The organism is Phyllobacterium sophorae (genome assembly GCF_003010965.1).
Lineage (GTDB): Bacteria > Pseudomonadota > Alphaproteobacteria > Rhizobiales > Rhizobiaceae > Phyllobacterium > Phyllobacterium sophorae.
In genome coordinates this window covers 756036-773348 of sequence record NZ_PGGM01000001.1, presented here as the reverse complement: position 1 = coordinate 773348, position 17313 = coordinate 756036, and the positions used below count along the sequence as shown (strand labels likewise).

Annotated in this window: 17 protein-coding genes; 8 read left to right on the top strand and 9 right to left on the bottom strand. The window is 59.7% G+C overall.

Features of this window, described 5'->3' with window-relative positions; all coding sequences use genetic code 11:
• Positions 1–78 precede the first annotated feature (78 nt).
• Together CU103_RS03720 and CU103_RS03715 are read right to left on the bottom strand one after the other, a co-directional pair.
• Positions 79–531, bottom strand: a complete 453-nt coding sequence (locus tag CU103_RS03720) for an EF-hand domain-containing protein (protein WP_106662526.1) — start codon at positions 529–531, stop codon at positions 79–81.
• Positions 528–2312, bottom strand: coding sequence for a S10 family serine carboxypeptidase-like protein (locus CU103_RS03715; RefSeq protein ID WP_106662525.1), 1785 nt, complete (start codon positions 2310–2312; stop codon positions 528–530). The genes CU103_RS03720 and CU103_RS03715 overlap by 4 nt, the downstream gene beginning before the upstream one ends.
• Positions 2313–2537: 225 nt before the next feature.
• Here CU103_RS03715 and CU103_RS03710 point away from each other — a divergent pair, with 225 nt between their 5' ends.
• The 3 genes from CU103_RS03710 to CU103_RS03700 all read left to right on the top strand — a co-directional run bounded on the left by CU103_RS03710 (position 2538) and on the right by CU103_RS03700 (position 5283).
• Positions 2538–3917 carry a cytochrome P450 gene (locus CU103_RS03710; RefSeq protein ID WP_106662524.1) on the top strand — a complete coding sequence of 460 codons (1380 nt, stop codon included), beginning with the start codon at positions 2538–2540 and terminating at the stop codon, positions 3915–3917.
• A 267-nt stretch (positions 3918–4184) separates the two neighbouring features.
• Entirely contained in the window at positions 4185–4568 is a 384-nt protein-coding gene (locus CU103_RS03705) for an MbcA/ParS/Xre antitoxin family protein (RefSeq protein WP_106662649.1), read from the top strand.
• Entirely contained in the window at positions 4528–5283 is a 756-nt protein-coding gene (locus tag CU103_RS03700; RefSeq protein WP_106662523.1) for an RES family NAD+ phosphorylase, read from the top strand. Before CU103_RS03705 ends, CU103_RS03700 begins: the two co-directional genes overlap by 41 nt.
• Here CU103_RS03700 and CU103_RS03695 read toward each other — a convergent pair.
• Both CU103_RS03695 and CU103_RS03690 read right to left on the bottom strand, forming a co-directional pair.
• Complete coding sequence (locus CU103_RS03695; RefSeq protein WP_106662522.1) at positions 5276–6904, bottom strand: alpha-D-glucose phosphate-specific phosphoglucomutase; 1629 nt, start codon at positions 6902–6904, stop codon at positions 5276–5278. The genes CU103_RS03700 and CU103_RS03695 overlap by 8 nt on opposite strands.
• Before the next feature lie 160 nt (positions 6905–7064).
• The gene (locus CU103_RS03690) at positions 7065–7682 is read right to left on the bottom strand and encodes a L,D-transpeptidase (RefSeq protein ID WP_106662521.1); all 618 of its coding nucleotides are present in this window, start codon (positions 7680–7682) and stop codon (positions 7065–7067) included.
• Between the two features lie 178 nt (positions 7683–7860).
• On the opposite strand from CU103_RS03690, the gene CU103_RS03685 reads away from it, so the two are divergent.
• Positions 7861–8355: an MmcB family DNA repair protein gene (locus tag CU103_RS03685; protein ID WP_106662520.1), complete on the top strand. Its 495-nt coding sequence runs from the start codon at positions 7861–7863 to the stop codon at positions 8353–8355.
• 4 nt (positions 8356–8359) lie between these two features.
• Here CU103_RS03685 and CU103_RS03680 read toward each other — a convergent pair whose 3' ends face one another.
• From CU103_RS03680 to hrpB, 5 genes are all read right to left on the bottom strand, one after another.
• Entirely contained in the window at positions 8360–8923 is a 564-nt protein-coding gene (locus CU103_RS03680; protein ID WP_106662519.1) for an ActR/PrrA/RegA family redox response regulator transcription factor, read from the bottom strand.
• A gap of 415 nt (positions 8924–9338) precedes the next feature.
• Positions 9339–10643, bottom strand: coding sequence for an ActS/PrrB/RegB family redox-sensitive histidine kinase (locus CU103_RS03675; RefSeq protein WP_106662518.1), 1305 nt, complete (start codon positions 10641–10643; stop codon positions 9339–9341).
• Between the two features lie 6 nt (positions 10644–10649).
• On the bottom strand, positions 10650–11144 hold the full coding sequence (locus CU103_RS03670; protein ID WP_106662517.1) for a ribonuclease toxin HepT-like protein: 495 nt from the start codon (positions 11142–11144) through the stop codon (positions 10650–10652).
• Positions 11125–11484 carry a nucleotidyltransferase domain-containing protein gene (locus CU103_RS03665; RefSeq protein WP_112760646.1) on the bottom strand — a complete coding sequence of 120 codons (360 nt, stop codon included), beginning with the start codon at positions 11482–11484 and terminating at the stop codon, positions 11125–11127. The genes CU103_RS03670 and CU103_RS03665 overlap by 20 nt, the downstream gene beginning before the upstream one ends.
• Before the next feature lie 67 nt (positions 11485–11551).
• On the bottom strand, positions 11552–13999 hold the full coding sequence (gene hrpB, locus CU103_RS03660; protein WP_106662516.1) for an ATP-dependent helicase HrpB: 2448 nt from the start codon (positions 13997–13999) through the stop codon (positions 11552–11554).
• A gap of 187 nt (positions 14000–14186) precedes the next feature.
• Between hrpB and CU103_RS03655 the strand changes: the two genes are divergently transcribed.
• From CU103_RS03655 to fghA, 4 genes are read left to right on the top strand one after another with little or no spacing between them, the layout of a single operon-like run.
• The gene (locus CU103_RS03655; RefSeq protein ID WP_106662515.1) at positions 14187–15299 is read left to right on the top strand and encodes an S-(hydroxymethyl)glutathione dehydrogenase/class III alcohol dehydrogenase; all 1113 of its coding nucleotides are present in this window, start codon (positions 14187–14189) and stop codon (positions 15297–15299) included.
• Positions 15299–15772 carry a GNAT family N-acetyltransferase gene (locus tag CU103_RS03650; RefSeq protein ID WP_106662514.1) on the top strand — a complete coding sequence of 158 codons (474 nt, stop codon included), beginning with the start codon at positions 15299–15301 and terminating at the stop codon, positions 15770–15772. Before CU103_RS03655 ends, CU103_RS03650 begins: the two co-directional genes overlap by 1 nt.
• 6 nt (positions 15773–15778) lie before the next feature.
• On the top strand, positions 15779–16429 hold the full coding sequence (locus CU103_RS03645) for a DUF1345 domain-containing protein (protein WP_106662513.1): 651 nt from the start codon (positions 15779–15781) through the stop codon (positions 16427–16429).
• A 21-nt stretch (positions 16430–16450) separates the two neighbouring features.
• On the top strand, positions 16451–17284 hold the full coding sequence (gene fghA / locus CU103_RS03640; protein WP_106662512.1) for an S-formylglutathione hydrolase: 834 nt from the start codon (positions 16451–16453) through the stop codon (positions 17282–17284).
• Positions 17285–17313: the final 29 nt, after the last annotated feature.

Genomic DNA, 17313 nt, shown 5'->3' with positions numbered 1-17313 from the left:
GAAATCACCTGACGGACACACAGGAACTGGTTCTGTCCATCTGCTCAGGCCCCCGGGGACCGGACCGGCCGCACCCTGTCACTCGATGATTTGTACCTCCGTCTTCCCGATGGTCTGTAGCTCCTTCGATCCAGGTCGCGCAATGGGTGACTGCGCATCGAGAAAACCCTTGACCTCCTCGAGGGAGAGTGCCCCGTCGCTGTCCCGGTCCATATCCGCAAAATGACCAGTGAAATAACCCACGCCCGAATTCTCTGCAGATGCAGCGGTCACAAGATGCGTTGCAGGATCAGCCGCACGATCGAAAAGGGCTTTGATGCGCGCGTCGACGGCGGCGCTTACCATTTCGCGGGTAAGGGGAACCGCTCCTTGCTTCGGGCCTGTTGATGAAGGAACAATGCTGCGCAACGACCGCCCCTGCATCTGCCTGTCGGGTTTGAACCGCGCCATGGTTTCAGCGGCATCCGATGGCTGTGCATGCCATTGCGCAGCAAGCAGCACTGCCATTCCGGCGGTGAACCAAACTCTCATGGCTGAACCCTTTCAGGCCGAGGAGAACGTATAGCCGCCAGTACAATACCTGGCAGTGGCTGATCATAAAATGCTTCAAGGTCGCGCCGCACTCGGATGTAGAGGAAGAGTTTGTCCTTTGGGCCATCTTCAGGACCAATACCGTGACCGGCTTCATACAGTTTGACCGGCACTTTTATCGCTTCCGGCAATGCGGCAAGAACAAGTTCGGACTGATAGAAAGGCGTGTTCAGGTCATAATACCCGTGCTGAACCAAAACCTTCAGATCAGGTTTGAGGCTAAGGCTCTCGGAGAGATCGGGAACACTTGACACCAACCTGCCAGGATTGACCGGATCATCGGGATGATGTGACCAGAAATCCCACTTGTCGATGATTTCACCATTGCTCCCCATATAACCTAAATTGGAATGATAGCCGATAAACTGCTCTTGATAGAGTTTAGCAAGCGGATCAAAATCGGATCTGCGATCAAGTGCTGAATCGGTATCGTCAAATGTAATGGTCGCCCGCCCATCGGCAAGCACGAGTTTTAGGGGTTTGCCTGCATCGTCTTTGCCTGCATCGAAATACCAGCTGAATTCAAAGCTGTTCATATTCGGTTGGGCGATCCACGGATTGTTGGCGGCACTGTCTCCAGGTTTATGAAGCTTGCCAACACCGGTCAGTTCAAACAGGCGATTCAAGAAGGGCGGCGCCGCGGGTTGCTTGAGGAAGGCTTCCCATTTTGCACGATCGGGGGCCTTGCTATTATCGACACCACTGAACGTCGAATCGTAAAGTTTGTTATATGCGGAGACAAATGGCACTACATTGTCCGGAATTGTATCGATAGGCTTACCTTTTAGTTCAATTGATTTGCCCCAATCGGCCGCAACCGCCGCATAAGTCGGAAGCGAGCCGCCACAAGATGCATCATTGGACATACAATCTGCTTCGTAGTCGAGTATCGGCGAGTTCAGGATCAGACCGGTGAGAACGTTCTTTGAATCTTTCTTGTCGGCATATTTGGCTGTCCCGCTTTCCAAGAGCATGCGTCCGATGACTGGAGCGCGAATGCCCCCATACGAAACTCCATAGACATATTTGGGCGATTCCTGACGATGATTGGCGTTGATGTAACGGATGATGAAATCGGTGAGCACGCTTGCGTCCTCATCGACGCTCCAGAATTCCTCGTTCCGACTGGGATAAACCGCCTTCGAATATCCAGTACCTACCGGATCGACAAAGACGAGGTCTGTCTTTTCGAGCAAGGTGTTGGGGTTGTCGGCCAGGGGCAAAGTCGCCGATCCGGGTGCATTCCAGTCGATCCGTTTCGGTCCAAGAAAATTCAGGTCAAGCACGGCCGACGCGCCGCCGGGCCCGCCATTGAAAACGAACGTCACCGGCCGCGTGCCCTCGGGCAGCTCATCGCGCGTATAGGCAGTGTAGAAAATTGCTGCCTTCCCTTGACTGCTCGACGAAGGGTAGCGCGAACTTTCGGCCTTCAGATGTCCGGCAGTTACCGCGAATTTTATCGCATTGCCATTCAGGTAAATCGTGTGCACGTTACTGGTTGGCGTTTCGGTAAAATCGTGCAGACCGAACGTGCCCTCTGGCCCGTAATCGGGATCGCTCCAGGGTATGGCGTCGGCAGGACCCGGGATCGGCACCGGTGGCCGGGGCGGTTCAAACAGGGTTTCAAACGTGCTGGCAGCATGATCCTCCTCCGAATCCGATCCGCCACTACACGATGCAAGGAAAATCGCCAGCAAAAGCCAGCACAGGCGAAAAAGCATGATGAAAAGGCCTCACAATAAAGATTGGTTGAAATCGAATATCTGAAAAGATTGTCTGTGATTGCAGTCATCAGGGCGTATGAAATATGCGCCGAAACAGACCTCATTCGGGCGTTGGCGTCAAGGCGGAACCACCACAGAACCGTGGTCATTGGGCGAAAGGATAATGGTCGATTTGGTGGAAATCCCGCGCGCCTGTCCCCACATGGGACCCGAGGAGGCCCAATGAATCCTGTACAAGCCGCGTTTGTTCCACCTGCCCCGATCCCGCGCACCGGGCCGGTCGGTACGCTGCGTCTTATCCGCACCATTTACCGCAATCCGCTCGAATTGTGGGGCGAGCCGTCCTACAACGAGCCTTGGGTCTCAATTGACTGGTCCTTCGCGCATACGATCATCGCCAATGATCCCGGCCTGATCCGCCATGTGCTCGTTGACAATGCCAAGAATTACAAGATGGCCGCGGTGCGCCAGCGCATTCTGCGCCCGATCCTGCGCGATGGGCTGCTGACGGCGGAAGGCGAGGTCTGGAGGCGCTCGCGCAAGGCCATGGCGCCAGTGTTCACACCGCGCCACATCCACGGCTTCGCCGAGGCGATGCAGCGGACAACCGAGGTTTTTGCCGATCGCTACGAAGGTCTCACTGGCACCACCGATGTGTCGCGCGACATGACGATGCTGACCTATGACATTCTCGCCGAAACGCTGTTTTCCGGCGAGATCGCCGGTGATCCCGACCAGTTTTCGCACGAGGTCGACCGGCTGTTTGAGACCATGGGCCGCGTCGATCCGCTCGATCTTCTCGGCGCGCCGGCCTGGCTGCCGCGCTTCACCCAGATTCGCGGGCGCCGCGCCCTTGCTTTCTTCCGCCAGATCGTCGCCAATACGATGGAAATGCGCAAGACCCGCATGGAGAACGAAGGCGACAGGGTCCCCAATGATTTCCTCACGCTTCTCCTCAGGGCCGAAGGGCCCGAAGGCCTGTCGCGCGCCGAGATCGAAGACAATATCATCACATTCATCGGTGCCGGCCATGAGACGACAGCGCGGGCGCTTGGCTGGACGCTGTATCTGCTGGCACGGGCGCCATGGGAGCGCGATCGCATCGAGCAGGAAATCGATGCCTTCATGGATCAGGCCAAGGTCCCGCCGCCACATGCGTGGCTGGACGCCCTGCCCTTGACCCGCGCCGCGTTCGAGGAAGCGATGCGGCTCTATCCTCCGGCTCCCTCGATCAACCGCGAGCCGATCGAAGACGATCAATACCAGGATCTGAAACTGCCGAAGGGCTCGGCGGTGCTTGTCATGCCCTGGACCGTCCACCGCCACCGGCTGTACTGGGACAACCCGGAAGCCTTCATGCCGTCCCGCTTCCATCCGGAGAATCGCGACAAGATCGACCGCTTCCAATATTTGCCGTTCGGGGCGGGGCCGCGCGTCTGCATCGGCGCCAGCTTTGCCTTGCAGGAGGCGATCATTGCTTTGGCAACGCTGCTCCATCGCTACCGGTTCGACATGGCGGGAGCGATCAAACCCTGGCCGGTGCAAAAGCTCACCACCCAGCCGGATGGCGGCCTGCCAATGACCGTGACGGCGCGGCGGTAGATGCGTCAGGAAGGTTGATGCCGATAATCTCTCCCCTTGCGGGAGAGAAAGGATTTTCCTGGGTTTAGCCCCTTTGCTGAACCCTTGGAAAATCCAAATGAGGGGTAAGTTCAGTGAAGCAAATCCCCTCTCTTGCGATTTCTAGCACTTAGCAAAGTGGCTAAGATGCTGAAATCGCTTTCTCTCCCGCAAGGGGAGAGATTATCGACCACCCTTGATTTCACCAGAAATTTAATCTATATTTATTTCCAGCGAAAGGGCCGATTCATGGGAACCACTGCACAGCACATACCAGCAACTCCGGGGAAGACCGCCGTGGTCTCCAAGGCATTGCTGCGTGCGGCGGAATTGCTGGGGCTGACCGCCAGGGAGCTCTCCACTGTCGTCGGTCTGTCCGAACCCAGCATATCCCGCCTCAAGCGCAGTGAGGGTAGTGGCCCGCTCACCGGCAAGAGCTATGAACTCGCCCTCCTGTTCATTCGCCTCTACCGCTCGCTCGATGCGATTGTCGGCGGCGATGATGCCGTGGCTCGCCAGTGGATGCGAACTGATAATACCATGCTCGGCGGCAAGCCGCTCAACCGGATCAAAACCATTGACGGTCTCGCCCATGTCCTCGCCTATCTGGACGCCCGCCGCGCTCCGATCTGAATCACGCTCCAGCCACGGGGCCTGCTGGCGTCTCGTCGAGGCGCAGCATCGCGTTTCCACGATGAAGCTGGTCGACACGCTCGACGAACAGGCGTTGCTCGAAGACGAGCTTGAAGCCACCAAACCGCCGCTGCCTCCATCCTGCGTTCATCTCGACTATCTGCTGGCGACGCCGTTCCGCTATGGCCGCTATCCCGGCAATTCACGCTTCCGGCGTGAGGGCTATTCACCCGGCGTGTTCTACGCCAGCGAGCTGGTGGAAACGGCCGTGGCCGAAACTGCGTTCTACAGGCTGCTTTTCTTCGTCGAAAGCCCTGGCACGCCGTGGCCGCGCAATGCCCTCGAATTCACGGCCTTCGAGGCGCGCTACGCGACGACCAGTGCCATCGACCTCACCAGCGCGTCTTTCCTGAGCCAGGCGAAGCAATGGACGCACCTCACCGACTACTCCGCCTGCCTCGACCTTGCCGACGCCGCGCATGAAGCCGGGATCGAGCTCATCCGCTATCGTTCCGTGCGCGATCCGCAGGGCGGCATCAATCTGGCCCTGCTCTCCTGCGGCTGCTTTGCCATGCCGCACCCAACGCGCATGACGACATGGCGCCTGCATTTCTCCAATTATGGGGTCAATGCCATTTGCGACTATCCCGATACGCGGCTCGGCTTCAGCCTTGACACATTTGCCAGCGACCCGCGCATCGCTGCAATCACGTAATTACGCTGGGCTTGTCGCGGCCTGTGTGAACCTTGATTCCGGCAAGGTCTTCGGCGGCGCGGATGAGATCCGCCAGCGCGCCTTGCGTCTCCAGATCGTGCCGCTTTGGATCGGGCTCGTAGCGCTCGACATAGACGCGGATCGTCGCACCCGACGTTCCCGTTCCCGACAGGCGGAAGACCACGCGTGAGCCGCCTTCGAAAAGCACGCGGATGCCCTGGTTCTTGCTGACCGATTTGTCGACCGGATCGTGGTAGGCGAAATCATCGGCAGTCTGGATAGTCAAACCCTGGACAGAGGTACCGGGCAGCTTTGGCAGCCTCGCGCGCAGGTCATCTATCAGCGTATTGGCCGCAGCGGTATCGACACCCTCATAATCGTGGCGGGAATAATAGTTGCGGCCGTAGGTTGCCCAATGTTCCCTGGCGATCTCCCGCACGCTGATACGGCGCACTGCCAGAATGTTGAGCCAGAGCAGCACCGCCCAGAGCCCGTCCTTTTCGCGCACATGGTTCGACCCGGTGCCTGCACTCTCCTCGCCGCAGATCGTCGCCATGTCGGCGTCGAGCAGATTGCCGAAGAATTTCCAGCCGGTCGGTGTTTCATACATGCCGATCCCCAGTTTCTCGGCAACGCGGTCGGCGGCGCCGCTGGTCGGCATGGAGCGGGCGATGCCCGCAAGGCCCGCCTTGTAGCCGGGTGCCAGGTGCGCATTGGCGGCGAGCATCGCCAGCGAATCGGACGGCGTGATGAAAATGCCCTTGCCGATGATGAGATTGCGGTCGCCATCGCCATCGGAAGCCGCCCCGAAATCCGGTCCGTTTGCCGACATCAAGAGATCATAGAGGTCCTTGGCATAGACGAGATTGGGATCGGGATGATGCCCCCCGAAATCCGGCAGCGGCACGAAATTGACGCAGGTGCCTTCCGGCGCCCCGAGGCGGTGTTCGAGAATTTCCTTGCCGTAAGGGCCGGTGACCGCGTGCATGGAATCGAAGCGCAGGGTGAAGCCCGACTTGATCAGCGCGCGGATTGCGTCGAAATCGAACAATTCCTCCATCAGCGCAGCGTAATCGGCGACCGGATCGAGGATCTCGACATCCATGCCCGCAAGTTTCTGCGTGCCGATTGTGTCGATATCGACATCCGGCGCCTCGGCGATGACATATTGCGTTATCGCCTTGGAACGGGCGAAGATCGCCTCGGTGATCTTTTCCGGCGCGGGTCCGCCATTGCCGATGTTGTACTTGATACCGAAATCTTCGGTCGGACCGCCGGGATTGTGGCTGGCTGAAAGGACGAGCCCGCCAAACGCCTTGTATTTGCGGATGACATTGGAAGCAGCTGGGGTCGACAGGATACCGCCCTTGCCGACGAGGACTTTGCCGAATCCGTTGGCGGCCGCCATCTTGAGGGCGATCTGGATAACTTCGCGGTTGTAGTAGCGGCCGTCACCGCCGATCACCAGCGTCTTGCCCTTGAAGCCTTCAAGCGAATCGAACACCGACTGGATGAAGTTCTCGGCATAGTTTTTCTGCTGGAATTCCGGGACTTTCTTGCGCAAACCGGAGGTTCCGGGCTTCTGGTCGTCGAATGGCGTGGTGGGAACGGTTTTGAACATGATGAGTTTCCAGTCTCTAGCCAGTTTATGCGCTGCTCTGAAGTCTATGGGCGCAATCTATGGGGCGCCTAACGATCAGGTCAACACGACAAAAGTCAGGCAAGCAAATAAAAAAGGCCGCTCGAAAGCGGCCTATTGTCCAATTTATGAGCCAGCAAAATTAGCGGACGATGACCTTTGCACCGACCTGGGCGCGATTGTACAGGTCGATGATGTCCTGGTTCATCAGGCGGATGCAGCCCGAGGACATGGCCTTGCCGATTGACCACCATTCCGGGGTGCCATGCAGGCGATAGCCGGTGTCGCCACCCTTGTTGAAGAGATAGAGGGCGCGGGCACCGAGCGGATTGGTGATGCCGGGATCCATGCCGTCACGGAACTTGGCGAGCACCGGCTGGCGCTGGATCATCTCACGCGGAGGCGTCCATGTTGGCCATTCGCGCTTCATTGCGACGCGGGCAGTGCCTGCCCATTCGAAGCCTTCCTTGCCGACACCGATGCCGTAGCGCATCGCCTTGCCGCCGCCGAGCACGTAGTAAAGGTACTTCGCATTGGTATCGACGATGATCGTACCCGCTGCTTCGCCACCGTCGTAGTTGACTTCCTGGCGCAGATACTGCGGCGGAACCTTCATGCGCGGTACGGCCGGGATGACATAACCGGCATCGACAACGGAGTTGTAGGAAGCGGTCGAGTAGCTCAGTCCGATAGTCGAACAGCCCGTTAGAGCAGTTGCACCCATCAGTCCAACTGCAAGGACAATAGTCTTGAATTGCATGGTCACCCCGTTGAATATTATGCGAATCTGCGATGGCGTTTGCTATTGCCTCTCTAGCGCCATTATTGTTAATGCCTGATTAACCGTAAAGCGCAGTTTTCTGTTAACCATGTTTTCTACAATCTGCTAGTGCATTTTTCCTGCGCATGGTTGCAGATTTGCCGATATCGTTTTGATCATGCCCCTTGTGATTCCAGGTCAGACAAGTCCGCTCATCGATGGACGGCAATCGGAAAACGCCATGCTGGTACGGCGCGGCGTGCAGCGGCTGTTCCTTGAGCTCGGCCTCGCGGTTCTGCCCGAACTGCCGCTGGCATCGGGCAGGCGCGCTGATCTGGTGGCGCTGACGCGCAGCGGCGAAATCTGGATTGTGGAGATCAAATCGTCGATCGAGGATTGGAAGGTCGATCGCAAATGGCCGATTTACCGGGAGCATTGCGACCGCCTGTTCTTTGCCACGCATCCCGGTGTTCCGGCGGACATTTTCCCCGAGGATTGCGGGTTCATTCTTTCCGACGGCTATGGCGCCGAGATCATTCGCGATGCACCGGAGCACAAATTGGCAGGCGCCACCCGCAAAGCCATGACCCTGCGATTTGCCCGCGTCAGCGCGGCACGCATGACACTGGCCGAGCTATCGGGCATCCATCTGCCCGAGACGGATATGGAGTAGCACCTCAGCGCGGCGCGCGCTTGGCGAGGATACGCTGCAGCGTGCGGCGGTGCATGTTGAGACGGCGCGCGGTTTCGGAAACATTGCGGTCGCACATTTCGTAGACGCGCTGGATATGTTCCCAGCGAACCCGGTCAGCAGACATCGGATTTTCAGGTGGAGCAACCTTTTCACCCGACCGGCGGGTCAGGGCCGCAAAAACCTCGTCCGCATCGGCCGGCTTCGACAGGTAATCGATGGCGCCGAGTTTGACCGCGTTGACAGCCGTCGCGATATTGCCATAGCCCGTCAGGACAATCGCCCGCGTATCTTCGCGGCGCGCGCGGATCGCCTCAATGATATCAAGGCCGTTGCCGTCGCCAAGACGCATATCGACCACCGCATAGGCCGGGGCGTTCACCTTGACACTGGCAAGGCCCGCTTCGACCGAATCGGCGATGGCGACCGTGAAACCCCTCGTTTCCATGGCGCGCGCAAGGCGCTGCAAGAACGGCTTGTCGTCGTCGACAAGAAGGAGGGTGCGATCTCCGCCAATTGCTTCAATATCGTCCTGATCCGTGTTTTCCATCAGGTTTTCCTGCTCATTTCCTATGAATATACTCCGTAGAGCATTGTACGGTAAATAGAACGCATTTCTGTTTCCCGGATGGCGAGACAATCCACGCGGAAGGTGGCGAGGCCGATGTTTATCCATCGGACGAAGCCGCCTGACAAAATGGGTGTCCGCCAGCCGGAAACCCGAAGGGCCTGGTGAATTCTGGCCAAATCCTTCGGGCTTTGGCATCGCCCGATGGAAAGACATCGGTCTCGCCAAACCCCTTGACCTTGTCCACGAATTCCCGCCGGCAGAATGCGTTTTATTTACCGTACAATGCTCTAATGGTTTGCAATGAACAAAATGTCAAAGACTATCCATCAGAGACACTTTTTGAGAATTCCGCCTGAAAACCGCTGGCTAAACCTGGCAAGTCAGAGCCGGCTTGTCAGGAGGTCTCCGCAATCAATTGGTGGCGTGGCCACGTCACAACAACTTCAGCGCCTTGACCCGGGTCATTGCGATTGCGGAAGATGATGGTGGCGCCGGAGCGCTCCAGCAGTGTCTTGGCAATGAACAGCCCCAGCCCCAGCCCACCGCCATGTTCGTTGCTCTCGCGGTCCCGGCCCGTGGTGTATGGCTCGCCGATGCGGTCCAGAATATCGGGCGCAAAACCCTTGCCATCGTCACTGACGATGATCTCCACTGTCTTGTCGGTCCAACCCCAGCGGACATCGATGGTCTCCCGCGCGAAATCGACGGCATTTTCGACCAGGTTGCCGAGCCCATAGATAATGCCGGGATTGCGGCGGATGACCGGCTCGATGCCCTCGCCGCGCAGTTTGGTCACTTTGATATTGACCCCGAAATTGCGATTCGGCTCGATGACTTCCTCGATCAGCGACGAAATCTTCAGGCGCGACATATGTTCTTCGCTTGTTGAAGACAGGCTCGTCAGACGTTTCAGGATTTCGCGGCAGCGTTCGGTCTGCGATCGCAGTAACTCGATATCCTCGGCAAAACGGTCATCCTGCTTCAGGCTCCGCTCCATTTCCTTTGCGACCAGCGCGATTGTGGCAAGCGGCGTGCCGAGTTCATGCGCGGCGGCGGCGGCAAGCCCATCCAGCGCGGAAAGATGTTGCTCGCGTTGCAGGATCAGTTCGGTGGCAGTCAGCGCGTCGGCAAGCAGCCGCGCCTCTTCGGCAACGCGGTATGCATAGACGGCGGTAAAGGCCAGCGCCGAGACCACCGAGCACCAGACTCCGGCGATCAGCACGAAGGGCAGTTGCATCGTCTCGTCGGGATACCATGGTAGCGGCAGGTAAACATTGGCCAGAAGGGTGGCGCAGATGGTGACAAGCAGGCCGAGTGCTATCGTTGCGTAGGCCGGCAGCGAAGTGGCGGAAATGATGACGGGAACGATCATCAGCACGGCAAAGGGGTTCTGCAGCCCGCCGGTCATATAAAGCAGGCCCGCCACCTGGAGGATATCGAAGGCGAGAACGGTAATCGCCGCGCGTGGCTCGAGCCGGTGGTTGATCGGATAGCGGAACGACATCAGCAGGTTGAGCCATGCCGAGCAGGCGATCAGCGCGAAGCATATGCTGACGGGGAAGGGAAATTTGAGGTAGAGCGCGACGAAAAGCACGGCGACGCTCTGGCCGGCGACGGCAAGCCAGCGCAGGCGGATGAGCGTCGTCAGCCGCAGGCGTCGCGACAGATAAGATGAGCGTATGCCGAAATCCTGAACCATGGAGCTCTAAAGATCGGAGTCTTTGCCAACAGGCAAGAGCGCGAAAGCCCGGACCTCGTTGCGAAATCTGCAAAACGCAGTCTCCGCCTGGAGTGCCCGGTTCCGCACGACCTCACTGTCCAGCATCAATCCATAGCTGTTTCGTTCGCGGTGGCGAAAGGCACGCAGCACATCCATGGCTTTATAACATTCATCAGTGATTACAGCCCCGCGAATACCAGGAAATGGATGTGCCATTCGCTTCAGAAGGGAAATGTGCCAACCTTCACTGTGATCGACTTTGGCATCATCGACGTCATTCGCGATCATTCCCATGACCCGTTCACAGCCAGTGTAGATTTTTTCGATTCCTGAGGCGAGGCCTTGTACCGCGAGCCACAACCAGGCGGGTTCCGCATTGATCACGTCGCGTTCGTAGATGGCAACGGCGCGGACCAGCATCTCGACCTCACTACCAATGTCACTCAGTTCATTTTCGATATCAACGAAGATGCCTCGCACAGACCGCCTCCCTGCTGAAACGGCCGCGCTTATGAGGAGGAATGTCATCAAGATAGATGACGTCGAACCGAAAACCTTGCAGACAATCTTCGACGATCCCCTCAATCCCATATTTTAGGTGACGAGGGCATTCAAGAACGAGGAAATCAATGTCCGACGACTGGCCGAAACGTCCATTGGCAAGCGAACCGATTACCTTCACAGCTACCCCAAGTTCAGCGAGCGCTTCACTTGCAGCACACGCATGGGAAACGGCGAGGATTCGCCGGGTGGCAATCCGCGTGGCAGCGGATGGCTTGGGAGTGACAGCAATAGTCTTGTCAGCGCTCGGCACGGTCATTCCTGCATTTTCTCATCAGGTAGATATGAGATTTCTACAGGGCCAAGTCAAATCCGCGCTGAATGCATCAAGTCCCCCTCGGCTTGGCGCGGCTGGTGGGCGATGCATTTGCTGGATCTTCCGGCCAGACATGCTTGGGATAGCGGCCGCGCATGTCGCTGCGCACGTCGGCCCACGAGCCTTTCCAGAAGCCCGGCAGGTCGCGGGTGATCTGGATCGGACGATGCGCAGGCGACAGCAGCTCAAGCAGCAAGGGGATCGTTCCGCCGGCGATAGCGGGATGCGTGGCAAGCCCGAACAGTTCCTGCACGCGCACAGCGAGCACCGGTTCGCCGGCATCGTAGCGGATGGGGATATTGGAACCCGTAGGCACCTCGTAATGTGTCGGTGCCAGCGCATCGATCTTGCGCTGCAGATCGTGGGGTACGCGTGAACGCAAACCTTCGATCAGTACGTGTGTCGGAATCTGGCCGAGCTGTGCCGTACCTTTCAGGAAAGGCAAAAGCCAGTCGCCCGCCGTTGCGATGAGCGCCTCGTCGTCCATCGCCGGCCATGGGAGCCCGAGACCCTGATGCAGCCAGGCGAGTCGGCGGCGCAGGATCGTTGCGTCTTTCGACCACGGCAGGATGTCGAGCCCATGTGCGCACACCGCGGCGATGACGCCGCGATCCGCCTCTTCGCCACTCGGCGCGGGCAGTGTCTTCTCGGAAAGCGCGATGGCGCCGATGCGGGTGGCGTCGCGCGCCTGCAGGGCATTGCGAGCGGGATCGTAGGTGACCTGCCGTCCACTGACGATGCTTGTCCCCAGAGCCTCGCGGATTTCCGCTTCGGTCACCTCCGCTGCGGCCAGAATGCGCGCTCGTCCTGCACGCCCGGCGAGATCGGCGGCGACCAGCCACGGCGCTTTTGCCAGAGATGTGGCGGGATCGACCTCGCCGCCCCGCCCGTTCGCGAGCGTGAACTGGCCGTTGCCCCGCGCCTTGGCGATGCGGTCGGGATAGGCGCCAAGCAGCAGACGGCCGGCACTGTCCGGTCCCGCTGGTGCCGGTCCGCTATTTCCCGCCAGCCGTTTTGCCAGCCCGCGTGCACGCACGGCGCGGTCACCCCGCTCGCGCTGGAAGCGGGTGAGCCGGACATCGAGATCGATATCGTTGCCGCCGAGGCCGCGTTCGGTGAGAAGCACCGCAAGTTCCGCGGCCCGCAAACCCTGTCCGCGTTCGCGCGCGGTCAGGACCATGTGAGCCAGCCGGACTGGCAGGGCCAGCTCCCGCATGGCGTTGCCCATCGGCGTGATGCGGCCGCCTTGCAGTGCGCCCAGATTCTCCAGGAGTGCCCTGGCCTCCTTGATCGGCGGGGCAGGCGGCGGGTCGAGAAAGCTCAAGCTTGCCGGATCGGCAACGCCCCAGGCCGCGCAGTCGAGAACCAGTCCGGCAAGATCCGCTTCAAGGATTTCCGGCGGCGCGAAAGCTTCGAGTGCTGCCGTCTGCTCGGCGCGCCAGAGGCGCAGCGCAATGCCGGGCCCGGTTCGACCGGCGCGTCCGGCGCGCTGATCGACGGCGGCACGCGCCGCCCGGACAGTCTCCAGCCGGGTGAGGCCCGTTGCGGGTTCGAATTTCGGCAGGCGCGCCAGGCCGCTGTCGATGACGACGCGCACGCCATCGATGGTGATCGAGGTTTCGGCGATGGAAGTCGCAAGCACCACCTTGCGCTTGCCGGCGGGTGCCGGCCTGATCGCCTGGTCTTGATCGCGGCCCTCCAGCGCGCCGTAAAGCGGCACGATCAGCGTGTCAGGGGGTACACGCCCTTCCAGCATATCCGCTGTGCGCTCGATCTCACGCTGGCCGGGGAGGAAGGCGAGGATGCTGCCGGTCTCGCTTCCCAGCGTGTCACGAATGGCCTTGGCCATTGCATCCTCGATCTTCTCGTCGGGATTGCGGGCCCGATAGCGGATGTCGATTGGAAAAGACCGGCCTTTGCTTTCCAGCACTGGCGCGTCGCCCAGCAGCGATGCCACGCGCGCGCCGTCGAGCGTCGCCGACATGACCAGAAGCTTCAAATCCGGCCTCAGGCCCGCCTGCACGTCGAGCGCCAGCGCCAGGCCGAAATCCGCATCGAGACTGCGCTCGTGGAATTCGTCGAAAAGCACAGCGGCAACGTCCTTCAGGTCCGGATCGTCGAGGATCATCCGGGCGAAGACGCCTTCGGTGACGACGAGCACGCGCGTCTTCGCCGACACCTTGTTATCGAGCCGCATGCGATAGCCGACAGTCGCGCCGGCATCTTCGCCCAGCAGGCTCGCCATGCGGCTTGCGGCGGCGCGCGCGGCAAGCCGGCGCGGCTCGAGCAGGATAATGGTGCGGCCCTGGCGCCAGGGCGCGTTCAGGAGATGCAGGGGAACGAGCGTCGTCTTGCCTGCGCCGGGCGGCGCGACCAGCACCCCCGCATTGCCCCTTGCCAGCGCAGCGTCAAGCGCGGGCAGAATTTCGGTGACAGGAAGGGTGGGTAAGTCTCTCAACAGGTCATTTCCCGCATTTCAATGGTGTGGCGTTTTGACAGGGTTCCGGCCGCCAAGTCCAGCAGGATTGTGCCCCGCGTCATTTCGCTTTGATAAATGTCGCTCATTCGATTGACGACCCCTTATGCCATCCCGATAGTGCAACTTTGCAAATCAGCATGTTGCACAGACGCATAGGGAGACAATCATGAAATCGCGCGCCGCCGTTGCCTGGGAAGCCAAGAAGCCACTGACAATCGAGACGATCGAGATTGGCGGCCCCAAGCCCGGCGAAGTGCTGGTCGAAATCATGGCGACGGGCGTGTGCCATACCGATGCCTACACGCTGTCTGGACTCGACTCGGAAGGCAAGTTTCCGGCGATCCTCGGCCATGAAGGTGCGGGCATCGTGCGCGAGCTTGGCGCCGGGGTGACGTCGCTGAAGGTCGGCGACCATGTCATCCCGCTCTACACACCCGAATGCCGTCAGTGCAAAACCTGCCTGTCGCAGCGCTCGAACCTCTGCACCTCGATCCGCGCGACCCAGGGCCAGGGCGTCATGCCCGATGGCACCAGCCGCTTCTCCTGCGATGGCGGTGAAGTGTTCCATTACATGGGCTGCTCGACCTTCTCGAATTTCACGGTCCTGCCGGAGATCGCGCTGGCGAAAGTGCGTGAAGACGCGCCCTTCGACAAGATCTGCTACATCGGCTGCGGTGTGACAACCGGCATCGGCGCCGTCATCTATACCGGCAAGGTCTGGCCGGGCGCCAATGTGGTGGTCTTCGGCCTTGGCGGCATCGGCCTCAACGTCATCCAGGGCGCCCGCATGGTCGGCGCCGACAAGATCATCGGCGTCGATCTCAACCCCGGCAAGGTAGAGATGGCCAGGAAGTTTGGCATGACCCACTTCGTCAATCCGAGCGAAGTCGGCAATGATAAAGTGGTCGCCGCCATCCAGGACCTCACCGACGGCGGCGCGGATTTCTCCTTCGATGCCACCGGCAACACCAATGTCATGCGCCAGGCGCTGGAATGCTGCCATCGCGGCTGGGGCACCAGCATCGTCATCGGCGTGGCGGAAGCCGGCAAGGAAATATCGACGCGGCCGTTCCAGCTCGTCACCGGGCGCAACTGGCGCGGCACGGCTTTCGGCGGCGCGCGCGGCCGCACCGATGTTCCGAAGATCGTCGACTGGTACATGGAGGGCAAGATCGATATCGACTCGCTCATTACCCACAAGATGCCGCTTGAAGAGATCAATACCGCCTTCGACCTCATGCATGAAGGCAAGTCGATCCGTTCGGTCGTGACCTTCTGATGGAGGGCGACGCTTACAAGGTCGTGCTCAGCGGGCTCGACGAGCTTAGCCCGCGCGACCTCTATGCCATGCTGAAACTGCGGGTCGATGTCTTCGTCGTCGAGCAAAAATGCCCCTATCCCGAGCTTGACGGCAAGGATGCCGATGCGCTGCATCTTCGCCTGCTTCGGGCCAGGGAACTGGTCGCAAGCGCGCGTATCCGCAAACCAGCGCAAAACGATCCGGCAGCGCGGATCGGCCGGGTCATCGTCTCACCCGAACACCGCGGCAAGAAGCTTGGCGACCGATTGATGGTCGAGGCGATCGCGCAATGCGAAAGGCTCTACCCGCAAAGCCCGATCAAGCTGTCGGCGCAGAGCCACCTGAAGCGCTTCTATGAATCGTTCGGCTTTGTCGGGGTCTCGGAGGAATATCTCGAAGATAATATTCCACATGTCGACATGCAGCGCCCCGCGGCCATCGCATCGGAGTAGGCAGGAATGTGGAAGCGGCACAATCCCTTCTTTCTTGCGGCGATTGTCGGGCTCATCGCGCTGGTGCTGACTTTGGCGTTCGCGCCGCATGTTGCCTACGCCGCCGCTGCCAATGCATTTTTCTTGGTTTACCTTACGCTCTCTGCCATCAAGGTCCGCAAACTGACGCCGGAATATCTGCGCAAGAATGCCGCGCGTTCGGACGAGCCAGTCTGGATCATTTTCGCCGTCACGTTTGGTACTGTCGTGGTGGCCGTCGGGTCGCTTTTCGTGCTGCTGAATTCCGGCCAGAACCTCAATCCCGTTGATCTTACGCTTGGGCTCGCCGCCGTTTTTCTCGGCTGGATGACGATCCACATGATGGCGGCTATCCACTATGCCCATCTCTACTGGCAGCCGGATGAGTCGGCCGAGGGCGCCAAGCGCGAGCAGCACAAACATGTGGGCGGACTGGATTTCCCCGGTGGCAAGGAGCCGGGCGGTATCGAGTTTCTCTATTTCTCCTATGTCATCGGCATGACGGCGCAGACTTCGGACACCGCCGTCACCAGTACGGTTATGCGCAAGATTAATTTGTTACACGCCATTGTATCGTTCTTCTTCAACACGGTGCTTGTTGCCGCAGCGGTCAACGTCGCCGTCACGCTCGGCCAATAACGAACACGACACGGGGAATTCATGGAAACACTATCGATTGCCAAGAGTTTCGAGGGTACGCAAGGCGTCTATCGCCATCGCAGTGACGCCTGCCAATGCGACATGACCTTCGCGCTATTCCTGCCGCCACAGGCGAAGGATGGACCAGTGCCGCTGCTGTGGTACCTGTCGGGCCTGACCTGCACCCACCAGAACGTCATGGACAAGGGCGAATACCGCCGCATTGCCGCCGAACTGGGCATAGCCATTATTTGCCCGGATACGAGCCCGCGCGGTGAGCATGTCCCGGACGAAAAGGATAATTGGCAGTTCGGCAGCGGTGCGGGCTTCTATCTGGACGCAACCCAGCAACCGTGGTCAACGAATTATCGCATGGCAACCTATATCGCTTATGAACTGGCTGAACTGGTGGCCGCCAATTTCCCGCTCGACATGCAGCGTCAGGGCATTTTTGGCCATTCCATGGGCGGCCATGGGGCCATAACGCTCGCTCTCAAGAATCCGGGGCGCTTCAAATCCGTTTCAGCCTTTGCGCCGATCGCCCGGCCCTCCGTTGCCGGCTGGTCGCGCCCTGCCTTCGAAAAATATCTCGGCCCGGATGAGGCCGTGTGGCGCGCCTATGATAGTGTCGCACTGATAGAGGACGGCCACCGCGTACCTGAACTGCTGGTCGACCAGGGCAAGGCGGACGGCTTTCTTGAGGACGGCCTCAGGCCGTGGCTTCTGGAAGAAGCCTGCGCCAAGGCTGGCATCCGGCTGACGCTGAACATGCGCGACGGCTACGACCACTCCTATTTCTTCATTTCCACGTTCATGGCCGATCATATCGCCTGGCACGCGGACAGGCTGAGGTAAGGCGCAGCGGGGGGACTGCAGGCCACCCC